This is a genomic window from Bradyrhizobium icense, from assembly GCF_001693385.1.
Classification (GTDB): Bacteria; Pseudomonadota; Alphaproteobacteria; order Rhizobiales; family Xanthobacteraceae; genus Bradyrhizobium; species Bradyrhizobium icense.
Genome location: NZ_CP016428.1, coordinates 4,805,219 through 4,820,025, shown reverse-complemented (window position 1 = coordinate 4,820,025; position 14,807 = coordinate 4,805,219). Strand labels below are relative to the sequence as shown.

Here is a 14,807-nt window from a genome sequence, read left to right as displayed (position 1 = left end):
TGACACGCCCTCAAAAAAGGGCGTTTGGATCATTTATGTCCTTTACGATCGCCATCATCGGCCGGCCCAACGTCGGCAAATCGACGCTGTTCAACCGGCTGGTGGGGCAAAAGCTCGCGCTGGTGGATGACGAGCCCGGCGTCACCCGCGACCGGCGCGAGGGAAGCGCACGTCTCGGCGATCTCGAATTCACCGTGATCGACACCGCAGGCCTCGACGAGGGCGCCAAGGGTTCGCTCACCGCGCGGATGCAGGAGCAGACCGAAGCCGCGATCAGCCTGGCCGATGCGCTGATGTTCGTGATCGACGCCCGTGCGGGCCTGACGCCGAACGACCGCGCTTTTGCCGACTTCGCGCGCCGCGCCAACAAGCCGGTGGTGCTGGTCGCCAACAAGAGCGAGGGCAAGCACGGCGAAATCGGCGCGATGGAATCCTACGCGCTGGGGCTCGGCGATCCCGTGCAGATTTCGGCCGAGCATGGCGAGGGCATGAGCGATCTCTATGACGCGCTCGCGGCGCTGATGCCCGAGCCAGTCGACGAGAGCGAGACGTTCGACGACGACGACATCATATCGGACGAGGATATCGCGCAGCGCCCGATCCGCGTCGCCATCGTCGGCCGTCCCAATGCCGGCAAGTCGACGCTGATCAATCATCTGCTCGGCGAGGAGCGGCTGTTGACCAGCGCCGAAGCCGGCACCACGCGCGATTCCATTTCGGTGGAGATCACCTGGCAGGGACGCGATTTCCGCGTGTTCGACACCGCAGGGCTCAGGCGACGCTCGCGGATCGAAGAGAAGCTGGAAAAGCTGTCTGTGGCGGACGCGCTGCGCGCGGTGCGCTTTGCCGAAGTCGTCGTGCTGATGATGGATGCGCAGAACCGGTTCGAGGAACAGGATTTGCGCATCGCCGACCTGATCGAGCGCGAGGGCCGCGCGATCGTGCTCGCGGTCAACAAATGGGATTTGATGGAGCGCAAGCCCCATCTTATCTCGGCGCTACGCAGCGATGCCGATCACTGGCTGCCGCAAGTGAAAGGTGTCCCCATCGTCGCGGTGTCCGGCTTGATGGGCGAGGGCATCGATCGCCTGATGACGGCGATCCAGGATGCCTATGCAATCTGGAACAAGCGCGTGCCGACCGCCGCGCTCAATCGCTGGTTCGAGCAGGCCGTCGATGCCAACCCGCCGCCTGCGGTGTCGGGCCGCCGGCTGAAGCTGAACTACATCACGCAGACCAAGGGGCGCCCGCCGAGCTTCGTGCTGTTCTGCTCGCGTGCGGACGCGGTGCCGCAGTCCTATCTGCGCTATCTCACCAACAGCCTGCGCGAGGCGTTCGCCCTGCCGGGCACGCCGATACGCATCACGCTGCGCGAAAAGGCCAATCCGTTCGCGCACAAGCGCAAGCGGCCGTCATGAGCGAACAGGCGTCCACCGCTGTTGCCGACGATCAACCGCCGGTGCGCAGCGGGGCGGCGGCCTTCATTTTCGTCACCATCCTGCTCGACATGCTCGCGCTCGGCCTGATCCTGCCGATCCTGCCCAAGCTCGTGGAGGGTTTTGTCGATAACGACACCGCGACGGCGGCGCGGATATTCGGTCTGTTCGGTACCGCCTGGGCGCTGATGCAGTTCCTGTTCTCGCCGATCCTTGGCGCGCTCTCGGACCGCTTCGGCCGCCGGCCGGTGGTGCTGCTATCGAATTTCGGGCTGGCGCTGGATTACGTACTGATGGCGCTGGCGCCGTCGCTGACCTGGCTGTTCATCGGACGGGTGATCTCAGGCATCACCTCGGCAAGCATTTCCACGGCCTTTGCCTATATCGCCGACGTCACGCCCCCGGAACGGCGAGCCGCGGTGTTCGGCAAGATCGGCGCGGCGTTCGGCGCCGGATTCATTCTCGGTCCCGCCATCGGAGGCCTGCTCGGCGACATGGATCCGCGTCTGCCGTTTTGGGTCGCGGCGGGCTTGAGCTTTGCGAACACGCTCTACGGCTGGCTGATCCTGCCGGAGTCGCTGCCGCGGGATCGGCGCGCACCGTTTCATTGGAAAAACGCCAGCCCGATCGGCGCATTGCATCTGTTGCGCTCGAACCGGATTCTCGCCGGCCTGGCGCTGGCGAATTTCTTTGGCCAGGTCGCGCATGTGGTGCTGCCGTCCACCTTCGTGCTGTACGCGACCTACCGCTATGGTTGGGATACGAAGACGGTAGGCCTTACGCTGGCATTGGTCGGCGTCTGCGCCATGGTGGTGCAGGGGGCGGGCGTCGGACCGATCGTCAAATGGCTCGGCGAACGCCGCGCGCTGCTGCTCGGGCTGGCCTCCGGCGGGCTGGGATTCTTCATCTATGGCGCGGCTCCGACCGGACCGCTGTTCTGGATCGGTATTCCCGTGATGTCGTTGTGGGGCGTGGCGGGGGCGGCGATCCAGGCGTTGACGACGCAACTCGTCGCGCCGGATCAACAGGGCCAGTTGCAGGGCGCGACCAACAGCGTCAACAGCATCGCCCAGATGGCGGGACCGTTCCTGTTCACGCTGACCTTTGCATATTTCATCAGCGACCAGGCGCCGGTGAAATTGCCGGGCGCGCCGTTCCTGCTCGCGGCGGCATTGCTGGGCCTCGCGCTGATAACTGCGTGGCGGACGCTGGCGGGCAAGCGCGACGCTTGACAACGACTTGTCCCCGTCGTCCCGGCCAAGCGAAGCGCGAGCCGGGACCCATAACCCCAACTGTCGATGTTGCGTCAGGCTGTAGCCCCAGCCCATTCCAAAACTAACATCGGTGGTTATGGGTCCCGGCGTTCGCCGGGACGACGATTATAGACAGTTCGACTCTTTGCTCACTTCTTCACCAGCGGACACTCGCTGGCTTCGAGCGGCTTGGCGGCGTCTTCCGGCGCGATGGTGGCGATCTGCTTGTAGTAGTCCCACGGTCCCTTTGATTCTTCCGGCTTCTTCACTTCGAACAGATAGGCCGGAATGAGGCGGCGGCCGTCGGCGCGCAGCGGGCCCTTGCCGAACAGCGGATCGTCGGTCGGCAATTCCTTCATTTTCGCGACGACCTTGGCGCCGTCATGCGGATTGCTGCCGAGCGCCTCCATCGCCTTCAGGTAATGCAGGATCTCCGCATAGAGGCCGGCGACGGTCATCGAGGGCATCGAGCCCTTCGGCGAGAGCTTCTGGAAGCGCTTCGACCATTCGCGGGTCTTGTCGTTGAGATCCCAGTAGAAGGATTCGGTGAACGTCAGGCCTTGCGCCGTCTTCAAGCCGAGCGCATGCACGTCGTTGATGAAGAGCAGCAGCGCGGCGAGCTTCTGGCCGCCCTGGACGATGCCGAATTCGGCCGCCTGCTTGATCGAGTTGGTGGTGTCGCCGCCGGCATTGGCAAGGCCGATGACCTTGGCCTTCGAGGATTGCGCCTGCAGCAGGAAGGAGGAGAAGTCCGAGGTATTGAGCGGATGCCTGACCGCGCCCAAAACCTTGCCGCCGGTCTGGGTGACGACATTGCCGGTGTCGCGCTCCAGCGCATGGCCGAAGGCGTAATCGGCGGTGAGGAAGAACCAGGTGTCGCCGCCGGCCTTGGTCAGCGCCTTGCCGGTGCCGTTGGCGAGCATGTAGGTGTCGTAGGTGAAGGAGATGGTGTTGGGATTGCAGGCCTTGCCGGTGAGGTCGGCGGTGGCGGCGCCAGAGTTGAGCAGCACCGAGTTCTTTTCCTTCACCAGATTGCTCACGGCGAGCGCAACGCCGGAGTTCGGCGTATCCGCGACCGCGTCAACCTTGTCAGCGTCGATCCACTGCCGCGCGATGTTGACGCCGATGTCGGGCTTGTTCTGGTGATCGCCGCTTATCACCTCGATATTCCAGCCCTTGGCCTTGAGGCCCGAATCCTCAACTGCCATCTTGACCGCCACCACCGAATTGGGGCCGCCGATGTCGGCATAGAGGCTCGACATGTCGTTGAGCACGCCGATCTTGACGTTCTTGTCCTGGGCCAGTGCTGGCGTCGCGAGGGCGAGTGCGGCAAGCGCCACGGAAGCGGCGAGGCGCCGCGCAATTTTAGTTATCATGGTATTCCTCCAGAAATGTTGTTCGCCGGCTCTCTTTTCGGAACCTGCCAGCGGCTTTGCGATAGTCGTTCTCGAAAGCGCGGGCAATGCACCTATCGTCGCGCGTCCGACGTCAGCTTGAACTCTCTTTTCGTAAAACCATTCCCTTACGAAAGTTCCATCTTTCCTGAACACCTGGATGCGGCTGTTTAGCGGCGAAATGGATTGCTTCCGCCTTGGCTAAAGCTTCGGCGGACAAGTCGCTGCGCTTACAATGAGAGAGCTCGTAGATGCTCAAGCCGGCGGATGAAAGCTCATCAGCGTGCGGCTCTTGTAGTCGTAGAGTTTTCCGGTCTCGTTCCACTCCGGCGCGCACATCGGCACGATGAATTCCGCCGCTTGCTCGGGCGTATCCAGCGTCATCGGATCTTCGCCGGGAAAGACGCTGGCGCGCATTCGGGTGCGGATCGGGCCGGGGCTGAACAGATTGACGCGCAGTTTGGTGCTCACGGTCTCGTTGGCCCAGGAGCGCACCAGCGTGTCCAGTGCGGCCTTCGAGGCCGCGTAGGGGCCTTGATAGGCGTTGGCTTTGCTGGCGGCGCCGGAGGTCACGAACACGGCGCGGCCGGCGTCGGAGACCTTGAGCAGCGGATCCATGCAGCGGATGAGCTGGAAGTTGGCGGTGACATTCACCGCGATCACGTCGTTCCACGGCTTCAGCTCGATATGCCCGAGCGGCGAGGAGGGGCCGGCCACGCCGGCATTGCCGACGAGAATGTCGAGCTTGCCGTGGCGCTCATGCAGCGCCACGCTGAGCCGCGCGATGCCGTCGAAATCGGTGAGATTGAGCGGTACCAGCGTGGCACTGCCGCCGTCCTTTCGGATCTCGTCATCGAGTTCCTCAAGGCCGCCTTGCGTGCGTGCAACAGCGACGATGTGCGCGCCGGCGCGGGCGAGCGCGCGGGCTGTGGCATAGCCGATGCCGCGCGAGGCGCCGGTGACGAGGGCTATACGGGAGGCGAGGGGTTTGGTCATTGAACTGGCTCTCTCCACGTCGTCCCCGCGAACGCGGGGACCCATACTCCGTGCCGGTTATGATGGGAGACGGTGCTCGTGTCCAATGCCGTGCGATCGATCAAGGCCGGTGGCTAGGGTCCTGCCCTCGCAGGGACGACAGCAGTGTCTCGTCAGCTCGCTTCCGCCAGCAGCGACAATTGCCGGGGCTGCGGCTCGACCTGGGTCTGGTCGGTAAGGTGCGTCGGATAGGCGCCGGTGAAGCAGTGGTCGGAGAACTTCGGATTGGCGGGATCGCGCCCCGGTTCGCCCATCGCGCGGTAGAGGCCGTCGATCGACAGGAACGCCAGCGAATCCGCGCCGATGATGTCGCGCATCTCTTCCAGCGTATGGGTTGCCGCGAGAAGTCCGCCGCGGTCCGGCAGGTCGATGCCGTAATAGTCGGGATACAGGATCGGGGGCGAAGCGAGCCGGAAATGCACTTCGCGCGCGCCGGCGTCGCGCATCATGCGCACGATCTTCTTCGACGTGGTGCCGCGCACCAGCGAGTCGTCGATCAGGATGATGCGCTTGCCCTCGATCGCGGCGCGGTTGGCCGAATGCTTCATGCGCACGCCGAGCTCGCGCACGCTCTGGGTCGGCTGGATGAAGGTACGGCCGACATAATGGTTGCGGATGATGCCGAGTTCGAACGGCACGCCGGAATACTGGCTGTAGCCGACCGCCGCCGGCACGCCGGAATCCGGCACCGGCACCACGACGTCGACCTCGACATGGCTTTCGCGGGCGAGCTGCGCGCCGAAGGCCTTTCGGACCTCATAGACGGAACGGCCGCCGACGATCGAATCCGGCCGTGAGAAGTAGATATATTCGAAGATGCAGGGCCGCGGCGGTTTCGGCGGAAACGGCTTGTGGCTGTGGGCACCCTCCTCGTCGAACACGACGATTTCGCCGGGCTCGACGTCGCGCACATATTTGGCGCCGATCATGTCGAGCGCGCAGGTCTCCGAAGTCAGGATCGGACAGCCGTCGAGATCGCCGAGCACCAGCGGACGGATACCGAGCGGATCGCGTGCGCCGACCAGCTTCTTGTTGGTCAGCGATACCAGCGAATAGGCGCCTTCGATGGCGCGCAGCGCCTCGATGAAGCGGTCGATGAAGCGGCTGCGTTTGGACTGTGCGACCAGGTGCAGGATCACTTCGGTGTCCGTGGTCGACTGCATCATGGCGCCGTTCTTCACCAGCTCGCGGCGCAGCGTCAGCCCGTTGGTGAGATTGCCGTTATGGCCGACCGCGAAGCCGCCGGCATTGAGCTCGGCGAACAGCGGCTGCACGTTGCGCAGGATGGTCGCGCCAGTCGTTGAATAGCGGACATGGCCGACCGCTACGATGCCGGGCAGGCGCTCGATCACTTCGCGGCGGGAGAAGGTATCGCCGACGAGGCCGAGGCGGCGTTCGGAATGGAAGCGGCTGCCGTCGAAGGAGACGATGCCGGCGGCCTCCTGGCCGCGATGCTGGAGGGCGTGTAGTCCGAGCGCGGTGATGGCAGCGGCCTCGGGGTGGCCGAAGATGCCGAACACGCCGCATTCCTCGCGTAGCGTGTCGCCTTCGAGATCGTCCTGCAACTCGATGCCAAGATTCAAATCAAGGCTTAGATCGAGTTGCCCGGCGGGATCGGAAGGGTTTTGCATCGCGTCCATCGCCTCTCTATTTTGGCCAGAATTAGCGGCCCGCGGGTTTCTCGATCAGCTTTTTAAGGCTGTCGCGGGCAGGTTTACTGTAGCCATCGCCGGACGCAGGGGCTGCCTGGTCGGCGTCAGTTTGATCGTCTTCCGGTTTATTCTTCTTGAATCGTTTTAAGATGGTGTTCTCGGGGTCGTCGGGCAAGAGCGACATTAACCAATCCCCGGTTCCCTGAAGCACCACCCGGGATTTTGCACCGGTGATCCAGTCCGGCCGCTGCTTGTCCGGGACAAGCCAGCTGAAGAACAGGAAGGCGACCACCACGATCAGGAGCCCACGGGCGAGCCCGAACAGGAAGCCGAGGGTGCGATCCAGCGCGCCGATCCGGGAATCCAGGATCATGTCCGAAATCCGCACCGTGATCACGGAGACCACGATCAGAGTGCCGATGAAGGTGCCGGCCACCACCGCCACGGCTGCCACGGTATCATTGTTGAAATAGGCCTTGGCAGTCGGCAGCAGCTTCGAGAAGGCATACAGCGTCACCAGCGCCGCCGCGCCCCAGGCCGCGATCGACAGGATTTCGCGCATGAAGCCGCGCACCATGGCGAGCAGCCCCGAAATCAGCATCACTCCGAGCAGGACGAGATCGAGTATCGTTATCGGCATCGGCTGGTCAGGTCCGCTCGTAAATCCTTTAGGCAGCGAATCGGCGGCTCAGGGTCACCCCAAGTGAGGGGCAGACGGCGCATCCCGCAAGGCCGGATATCGTGCCATCCCGCCCGCCTTTCGCGCGCGTTGTATAGCGGCGAGGGCCGGGCGCGTCACGCCGCTTTAGCTGTTTTCACGACGGAATCGCGCTGGTGTGGCATTTTTCTCTGCCGCACCCTCGCGACTGGTGTCGCGGTTGCCTCTCGGGCTGCCGCGCGCCGCGATTTCGGCCACCAGGCTGGTTAGTCCGCCGATGCTGTTAAGCGCAAGCCCGCCATCGCCGCCGACCTCTCCACGCGCCGATTCGGGCAGAACGGCTCGGCCAAAGCCCAGTTTCGCGGCCTCCTTCAATCGGGCGGAGGTCTGTGCCACCGGCCGGACCGCGCCGGAGAGCGAAATCTCGCCGAAATAGACCGCATCCGTCGGTAACGGCGCGTTTACCAACGACGACACCAGGGCGGCGGCCGCCGCGAGGTCGGCCGCGGGCTCCTGAATCCGCAAGCCCCCCGCCACGTTCAGATAGACGTCGTAGCCGGACAATTTGACCCCGCAATGGGCCTCCAGCACCGCCAGCACCATCGACAGCCGGCTCGGATCCCAGCCCACCACTGCCCGCCGGGGGGTGCCGAGCGTGGTCGGCGCCACCAATGCCTGCAATTCCACCAGGACCGGCCGGGTGCCTTCGATCCCGGCAAAAACCGCCGTTCCCGGGCTGCCCAGATCGCGTTCAGAGAGGAACAATTCGGAGGGGTTGGAGACCTCGCGAAGGCCGAGGCCTGTCATCTCGAACACGCCGATTTCATCGGTCGGGCCAAAGCGATTCTTCATCGCGCGCAAAATGCGGAAATGCTGCGAGCCCTCGCCCTCGAACGACAGTACCGCGTCGACCATGTGCTCGACCACGCGGGGACCCGCGATCTGGCCGTCCTTGGTGACGTGGCCGACCAAAATGATCGCAGCGCCGGTTTTCTTGGCGAAACGAATGAGCGCCTGTGCCGAGGCGCGGACCTGCGTCACGGTTCCCGGCGCCGACTCCACCGTGTCGGTCCACATGGTCTGGATCGAATCGATCACGATCAGCCGCGGCACCGCACCTTCCGACAGGGTCGAGACGATATCCTCGACCGAGGTTTCGGCGGCGAGCTGCACCGGCGCGTCCGCCAATCCGAGCCGCTCGGCGCGCAGCCGCACCTGCGCCACGGCCTCTTCGCCCGAAATATAGACCGCGCGGTGGCCTGCGCGCGCCAGCATGCTGGTAGCCTGCGTGAGCAGCGTCGATTTTCCGATGCCGGGATCGCCGCCGACCAACAGCACCGAGCCGCGGACAAAGCCGCCGCCGGTTACACGATCGAGTTCGGTCATCCCCGAGGGCAGGCGGGGGGCGTCGTTGCTTTTTCCTGTCAGCGATTCCAGCGCAAACGTCCGGCCCTTGCGCCGCGAGCGCACCGAAACCGGCATCGAGGTCGCGCCGGTCGTGTCTTCCTCGGCAAGCGTGTTCCACTCGCCGCACGAATCGCACTTGCCCTGCCAGCGATTATACGCCGCGCCGCAGTTCTGGCAGACAAAGGAGAGAGTGGATTTGGCCATGATGGGGAAATAGCAGAGTCGGAGGAATGGCGGCACTTCTTAGCACGAAAAGAAGCGGTGGGCGCGATGAGTGCCATCACGCGCTTCAGGCATCACGGGGCGACGTGGGCACACGTCCAGATGCCAACCGGTTGCTCGAGACCACGAATGATCTGTGCCGGCTGCTCGACCAGCGATGCGAAATCGGCGATCGAATGGTTCGATTCGGACCTAGCCTGCCGCACCAATACGTCGCTCACGACGATGGCGCATCCGAATTCGCGGGTCAGCGCCTCGAGGCGGCTCGCCGCATTCACGGTGGTGCCGATCACGGCGAATTCGAGCCGGTTGAGGCCGATATCTCCCAGCACGACTTGACCGTAGTGCAATCCGACGCTGACCTGGATCGGCGGCTCGTTGCGGTCCTTCCGTTCTCTGTTCAGCTCAGCGATCGAGGCGATCATTCCTCGCGCGCAACGCAGGGCGTTCAGCGCGTCGGAATCGCCGGCAAACGGCGTGCCGAAAGTCGCCATCAGCCCGTCGCCAAGGTATTTGTCGAGCGTTCCGCCGTGCTGGAACACCTGCCTTTCCATTCGTTCGTGGAATTGCCGCAGCGTGTCGATCACCTCTTTCGGGTCTCGTCCATCGGCGTAGGCGGTGAAGCCCACGATATCGGCGAACAACACTGCGACGTCTTGCGTGCGAACCCGCGTCAGCGGCTCGTCGTTGCCGGACAATTCGTTGACGACATTGGGCGAAAAATAACGCGCCAAATTGGCCCGCTCGCGTTCGATCCCGGCGTGGCTGATCAGAAGCGCATTCGAACGGCGCACCGCCAGCGCCAGGATCGCCGCCACGATGACGAATACGGTGACTTGCTGGAATCGGTCGCCGAAACCGATCGATGAGGGATCGAGGATCTCGAACATGCGAGTATCGGCGCCAATAGCTTCCCGGACGCGCTCTGACAGAGCGGCATGGCTTTCGGGCTGCAGATACGCCCAACCGACGGCAATCGCCCACAGCGCCGACGTCCACGTGCCCATCGCGAGCACCGTTCGCCACGAATAGGCGAGGGTGGCGGTCGAAAGGAAGACGAAGAAATAGATGAAGCTGTCGAAGCGGAATTGCATCCCGATTGGCCAGTGAACGTCGCTCCATGGATTGGGCACAACGCTGAGGAAGGTCATCAGCGCGAGATCGCAAATGATCAGGAAAACCTCGAGCGGGGAACGGCCGACCTTACCGACCTTGAGTTGGGCCCAGCCAATCAGGGCAAAGAAGCTGAGCATCAGGACGTAGTAGATCACGTCCCAATTCGGGTTGATGATCGGTAGCGTCACGGCCGTGACGGCCAGCGCGACCCAGCGGGCGCGGACGGCGAGCAGCAGGCCCTCGCGCTTGCTGTCGACAAGGGCAGCTTCCGCGAATTTCAAGGTGTCTTGCCGGGCTTCGGTTCGTCCGGTTCGCTGATCACCCAGATAGGGGACATCAGCCGCTTCCGTCATCACGCTCAAGACGCATTCTCCCCAGTCGAGAATCAGGCCGTGCAACCTGCACGGCATCGTCGATCAAGGTGGCACGTCTGAGAACCTGCGGCCACCGATCCACGGCGTCATAGCGGATAATAGTTGCGCCAGTCAGGCCATCGAGCAAATTTGAACATCAGCCTGCCGCGCGGTCCGGATCGGAACGGCGAGGTGCGATGCCGCTTCCGCGCGGTATCGCCCTCCCGACCATTCGGCGCTCACTTCACCGACACGAACGGCACCGATGACCCCGGCACCATCGTGGTCGGCAGCACGCCGTTCCAGCGTTCGGCCTGCACAAGCGTCACCAGGTTCGGATTGGTGCCAAGCGCCTTGGCGCGGGCTTCGATCGCGGCGGCTTCGGCTTCGCCGGTGATCCTGATATTGGTGGCGCGGGCTTCGCCGTTCAGCCGCAGCGCGTCGGCGCTGGCCTGCGCCTCGGCGCGGACGGCGTTGGCCTTGGCGGTGGCCTGGGTGACGGTGATCTGCGCCTGCACCTTTTCGCGCTCGGCGTTCTGCTGCAGCTTCTGCACCTCGACCTCGGCCAGCATGCGCTGCTCGATCGAATGCAGATAGTTTGCGCTGAACTCGATGTTTTCGAGCTGGACGCTCTCGATCATGATCATCGGGTCGTCCTTCAGCGATGTCGTGATCGCGTCCTTGATCGCCGAGTTCAGCGCTCCACGCTCCTGGATCGCCTTCACGGCCGTGTAGCGGCCGAACACGATCTTGACCTGCTGATTGACCGCCGGGCTGACCACTTGTTTGACCGCAGTGTCCAATCCACCGAACTTGGCATAGAGATCGGCCACCTTGTCCGGCGAGGCGCGCAAGGTGACGCTGATCTTGAGGTCGGCGGGCTGCTGGTCGTAGGAATACGAATTCATCTTGTCCCAGGCATAGGTGAAGGTCTTGACGCTGACCTTCTCGACGCTGTCGATCAGCGGGACCTTGAAGCCTAAACCCGGCTGCGCGGTGCCGATGACCGCGCCATAGCGCAGCTTCACGCCGCGCTCGGTTTGATCGACGGTGTACCAGCTTCCCGCGGCGATGATGGCGACGATAGTGACGGCGACGATAGCGCCGATGATTCCCCTGGGCATTTCGGTCTCTCCAGACGTGGGTGATGCGAATCCATGTCCGGCATTGATCTGTGGTCACCTGCGGACTGGATGTGACAGGCGTCACTTGGTCGGCCGCTGATGGGGAATAGTTCAGGCGGTGCGCCGAAATCCTTACGAAAATGCCGTCCATAGCAGGGAAAGACCGGCGGCCAGCATGACGCCATCCATCAACAGCCGAAAGACGTCGGGCTGAAGACGCAGCACGAAGCGTTTGGCGATGAAGGCACCGAACATGAGGGAAGAGCCCGCAATCAGACCTTTGAGCACGATGTCAGGCGTCAACGCGCCGAAGCGTTCGAACGTGACCGACTTGCTCAGATAGAGCCCGAGCGAGCTTGCGGCTTCGGTGGCGAGGAAGGCACCCTTGTTAAGCCCGTAGAACAGGAACAGCGGCACGCTGAGCGGGCCGGTCGAAACCACGATGCCGGTGAGATAGCCGATGACAGCGCCACCGACCGCCAGATGCCAGAGGCGTGCCTTTAGCTGATGCCGGGCCAGCCAGTGCCGTACCGGCACCATCGTAATGAGAAACAGGCCGATTGCGATGTCGACGGCATGCGAGGGCAGTGCGAGCAACGTCCGCGCTCCAAGCGCCGCCGCCGGAATTCCCGTGGCCGAATAGGCGAGGCAGGCGCGCCAGTCGACCTCGCGCCACCAGGCGAGAATGCGCGACAGGTTGGCCAGGACCGCCGCGATCGCCATGATCGGAACGGCTTCCTTCGGCCCGTATTGATAGACCAGTACCGGCATCAGCATGATCGACGATCCGGTGCCGACAATGCCTGAGATGGTGCCGGCAAGGAGCCCGACAATAAGGACGAAAAGGAAGCCCAAGCTGCAGTCTTTCGCGATTACCTGATGCCAACATCATGGTGGCAGCAGGCTCGGGTTACGAGGCCAAAATATCGCTCGGAAAGGAGCGATCGTGCCGATCAGGGGAAGCTGCTATTGCGCTGACAGCAGCGCCGCCAGCTCGCCCTAGGCGACGTAAAGCTCGATCGGGAGGTCAAATCCCTTGAGCTGGAACGCCTTTGATCGGCTGTCTTTCATATCCGGTTGGACGCGGTCGAAGACGGCCTTCGTCACGAGGATCTGGTCGGGTTTGGCAACCGATTGGGCGCGGGAGGCGGTGTTGACGACCGTGCCGATCGCCGTCAGGTCCCGGTGCGAGTGACCGAACTCGCCGAAGCTTAGTTCGCCGGAATGGATGCCGATACCGATTCCGAGATCGCTGACGGTGAGGCCGTGGGCCTGGACAAGGCTCTCGCGCCGATCGCGCCAGTTAGTCTGGATTTCTCGCGCGGCGAGCACGGCATTTTTGGCGTGCGTTTCCCGCTTTAAGGGAAAATTGAAGACCGCCATCACAGCGTCGCCGATCGTCTTGTTGAGGAGCCCGTCATGCTCCCAGATCGCGCTGGCGCATTCATCATAGAATGCGTCGAGCAGTCCTGAGACGGCATCGGCTGACTGCGATTGCGACAGGCTGGTGTAACCCCGCAGGTCGGCGAACATGATGGTCGCGTCGATGGTGATCTTGCGGGCCCGCATCACCTTCGTGAACATCAGTTCGCAGATGGTGCAGGTATTCGGATTCATCCGGCTCGGGCGAATGCCGAATGCGCGAAACGGCGCCGAGACCACGCCGCGAATCGGCACCGGAACATGCATCTGCTCCCAGCACCCCTTGCAGATTCTTGCCTGTTGCAGAGCCGCCATTTTCCATCCGTACATTGCGCGTTTGGCTGGCCGGTCGATCCTACAGTTGGCAGCGGGTGCGGGCAAGGACGCCGCGGCGCACACCTGCCGGCTGGCGGCCCGAGGTAAAGCTGCTAGGATCGCGGCAAAACAATCAGAACGGAGGATCGCCATGGACGCCGCGACGCCGAAGGGCGGGCAGACCGCAGACACGCATTCGCATCTGGTTCGCCCCGACAGCATGGAGTGGCAGAAGACGCGTTTCCCCGGCTGCGAAGCCAAGACGCTGCTGTTCGATCGCAAGACCGGCCTGATGACCGCGCTGATGCGGTTCGCGCCGGGCGCGGTGCTGCCCGACCACGAACACGTCAATATCGAGCAAACTTACGTGCTCGAAGGCTCGCTCGTCGACAAGGAAGGTCCGGCCAAAGGCATCGAATGCAAGGCCGGCGAATTCATCTGGCGCGAAGAGGGCAGCCGCCACGTCGCCTGGTGTCCGCAAGGCGGGCTGATGCTGGCGATCTTCCAGGTCCCGAACAAGTTCTTCGAGGCCGACGGCCGCGTCATCGATGCTGCAGGCGAAGACTGGGACGCGGCGTGGGGGCATACACGAAAGGGCTGACGGCGACCATCAAGACTTAGCGCAGCACGATCCACGCCGGCGCGTGGTCGCTGGCGCCTTCCTCGCCGCGTACCTTGCGATCGACGTCGGCCTTGATCAGGCGCGGCGCTATCGCCGGGCTCAGCAGCAGATGATCAAGCCGTAATCCGGCGTCGCGCGGCCAGCGGTTGCGCTTGTAATCCCAGAACGTGAACATCGGTTTGGATGGATGAAGCGTCCGGATCGCATCTGTCCAGCCCTGGTCCGCCAGCGCCTTGAATGCGGCGCGGCTCTTCGGCTGGATCAGCGCGTCGTTGTCCCAGGACTTTGTCGGATAGATATCGAACTCGGTCGGCGCGACGTTGTAATCGCCAGCCAGTACCACGGGGATATCCTGCTTGAGCAGTTTTGCGGCGTGAGACCGCAGCCGTTTGAACCAGTCGAGCTTGTAGTCGAATTTCGGTCCCGGCTGCGGATTGCCGTTCGGCAGATAGATGCTGGTGACGATGATGCCGTTGACGGCTGCTTCGATATAGCGCGCCTCTTCATCATTGCGATCACCGGGCAGCGCGGTGCGGGTCAATACCGGCTCGGCGTTGCGCGCCAGAATGGCAACGCCGTTCCAAGTTCTCTGTCCCCGCCACACCGCGCCGTAGCCGGCTTTCTCGATTGCCAGAATCGGAAATTCCGCGTCGGTCGATTTCAGTTCCTGCAAGGCAACGACGTCGGGCTTGGCCGCGCGCAGCCAGCGCAACAGGTTCGGCAGGCGACGGTTGATATTGTTAATGTTGAAGGTCGCGATCTTCATGTAGAGCTAGCTGGCATCACTGCTTCGCCTGA

The 14,807-nt window shown here is 63.4% G+C and carries 13 protein-coding genes; 3 read left to right on the top strand and 10 right to left on the bottom strand.

Annotation, left to right across the window (positions count from 1 at the left end):
• The first annotated feature begins 35 nt into the window (after window positions 1-35).
• Together der and LMTR13_RS22840 are read left to right on the top strand one after the other, a co-directional pair.
• Window positions 36-1,418 carry a ribosome biogenesis GTPase Der gene (der, locus tag LMTR13_RS22845; RefSeq protein WP_065729782.1) on the top strand — a complete coding sequence of 461 codons (1,383 nt, stop codon included), beginning with the start codon at window positions 36-38 and terminating at the stop codon, window positions 1,416-1,418.
• Window positions 1,415-2,668 carry a TCR/Tet family MFS transporter gene (locus tag LMTR13_RS22840; RefSeq protein ID WP_065729781.1) on the top strand — a complete coding sequence of 418 codons (1,254 nt, stop codon included), beginning with the start codon at window positions 1,415-1,417 and terminating at the stop codon, window positions 2,666-2,668. Before der ends, LMTR13_RS22840 begins: the two co-directional genes overlap by 4 nt.
• Window positions 2,669-2,838: 170 nt before the next feature.
• Here LMTR13_RS22840 and LMTR13_RS22835 read toward each other — a convergent pair whose 3' ends face one another.
• The 9 genes from LMTR13_RS22835 to LMTR13_RS22795 all read right to left on the bottom strand — a co-directional run bounded on the left by LMTR13_RS22835 (window position 2,839) and on the right by LMTR13_RS22795 (window position 13,378).
• Entirely contained in the window at window positions 2,839-4,065 is a 1,227-nt protein-coding gene (locus tag LMTR13_RS22835) for an ABC transporter substrate-binding protein (protein ID WP_065729780.1), read from the bottom strand.
• A gap of 273 nt (window positions 4,066-4,338) precedes the next feature.
• Window positions 4,339-5,079, bottom strand: a complete 741-nt coding sequence (locus tag LMTR13_RS22830; protein WP_065729779.1) for an SDR family NAD(P)-dependent oxidoreductase — start codon at window positions 5,077-5,079, stop codon at window positions 4,339-4,341.
• 152 nt (window positions 5,080-5,231) lie between these two features.
• Window positions 5,232-6,749 carry an amidophosphoribosyltransferase gene (purF, locus tag LMTR13_RS22825; RefSeq protein ID WP_065732911.1) on the bottom strand — a complete coding sequence of 506 codons (1,518 nt, stop codon included), beginning with the start codon at window positions 6,747-6,749 and terminating at the stop codon, window positions 5,232-5,234.
• 31 nt (window positions 6,750-6,780) lie between these two features.
• A complete protein-coding gene (locus LMTR13_RS22820; RefSeq protein WP_065729778.1) occupies window positions 6,781-7,410 on the bottom strand; it encodes a CvpA family protein in 630 nt (209 codons plus the stop codon).
• 165 nt (window positions 7,411-7,575) lie between these two features.
• Window positions 7,576-9,039 (bottom strand): DNA repair protein RadA, encoded by a 1,464-nt coding sequence (radA, locus tag LMTR13_RS22815; RefSeq protein WP_065729777.1) that lies wholly within the window; start codon window positions 9,037-9,039, stop codon window positions 7,576-7,578.
• A 92-nt stretch (window positions 9,040-9,131) separates the two neighbouring features.
• Window positions 9,132-10,526, bottom strand: a complete 1,395-nt coding sequence (locus LMTR13_RS22810; RefSeq protein WP_065729776.1) for an adenylate/guanylate cyclase domain-containing protein — start codon at window positions 10,524-10,526, stop codon at window positions 9,132-9,134.
• A 239-nt stretch (window positions 10,527-10,765) separates the two neighbouring features.
• Complete coding sequence (locus LMTR13_RS22805; protein WP_065729775.1) at window positions 10,766-11,650, bottom strand: prohibitin family protein; 885 nt, start codon at window positions 11,648-11,650, stop codon at window positions 10,766-10,768.
• Between the two features lie 132 nt (window positions 11,651-11,782).
• Window positions 11,783-12,505, bottom strand: a complete 723-nt coding sequence (locus LMTR13_RS22800) for a sulfite exporter TauE/SafE family protein (RefSeq protein ID WP_065729774.1) — start codon at window positions 12,503-12,505, stop codon at window positions 11,783-11,785.
• A gap of 144 nt (window positions 12,506-12,649) precedes the next feature.
• Complete coding sequence (locus LMTR13_RS22795; protein WP_065732910.1) at window positions 12,650-13,378, bottom strand: adenylate/guanylate cyclase domain-containing protein; 729 nt, start codon at window positions 13,376-13,378, stop codon at window positions 12,650-12,652.
• Window positions 13,379-13,538: 160 nt separating this feature from the next.
• On the opposite strand from LMTR13_RS22795, the gene LMTR13_RS22790 reads away from it, so the two are divergent.
• A complete protein-coding gene (locus LMTR13_RS22790; protein WP_065729773.1) occupies window positions 13,539-13,988 on the top strand; it encodes a cupin domain-containing protein in 450 nt (149 codons plus the stop codon).
• A 16-nt stretch (window positions 13,989-14,004) separates the two neighbouring features.
• Here the strand turns inward: LMTR13_RS22790 and LMTR13_RS22785 are convergent, their stop codons facing one another.
• A complete protein-coding gene (locus tag LMTR13_RS22785; protein WP_065729772.1) occupies window positions 14,005-14,775 on the bottom strand; it encodes an exodeoxyribonuclease III in 771 nt (256 codons plus the stop codon).
• Window positions 14,776-14,807 lie beyond the last annotated feature (32 nt).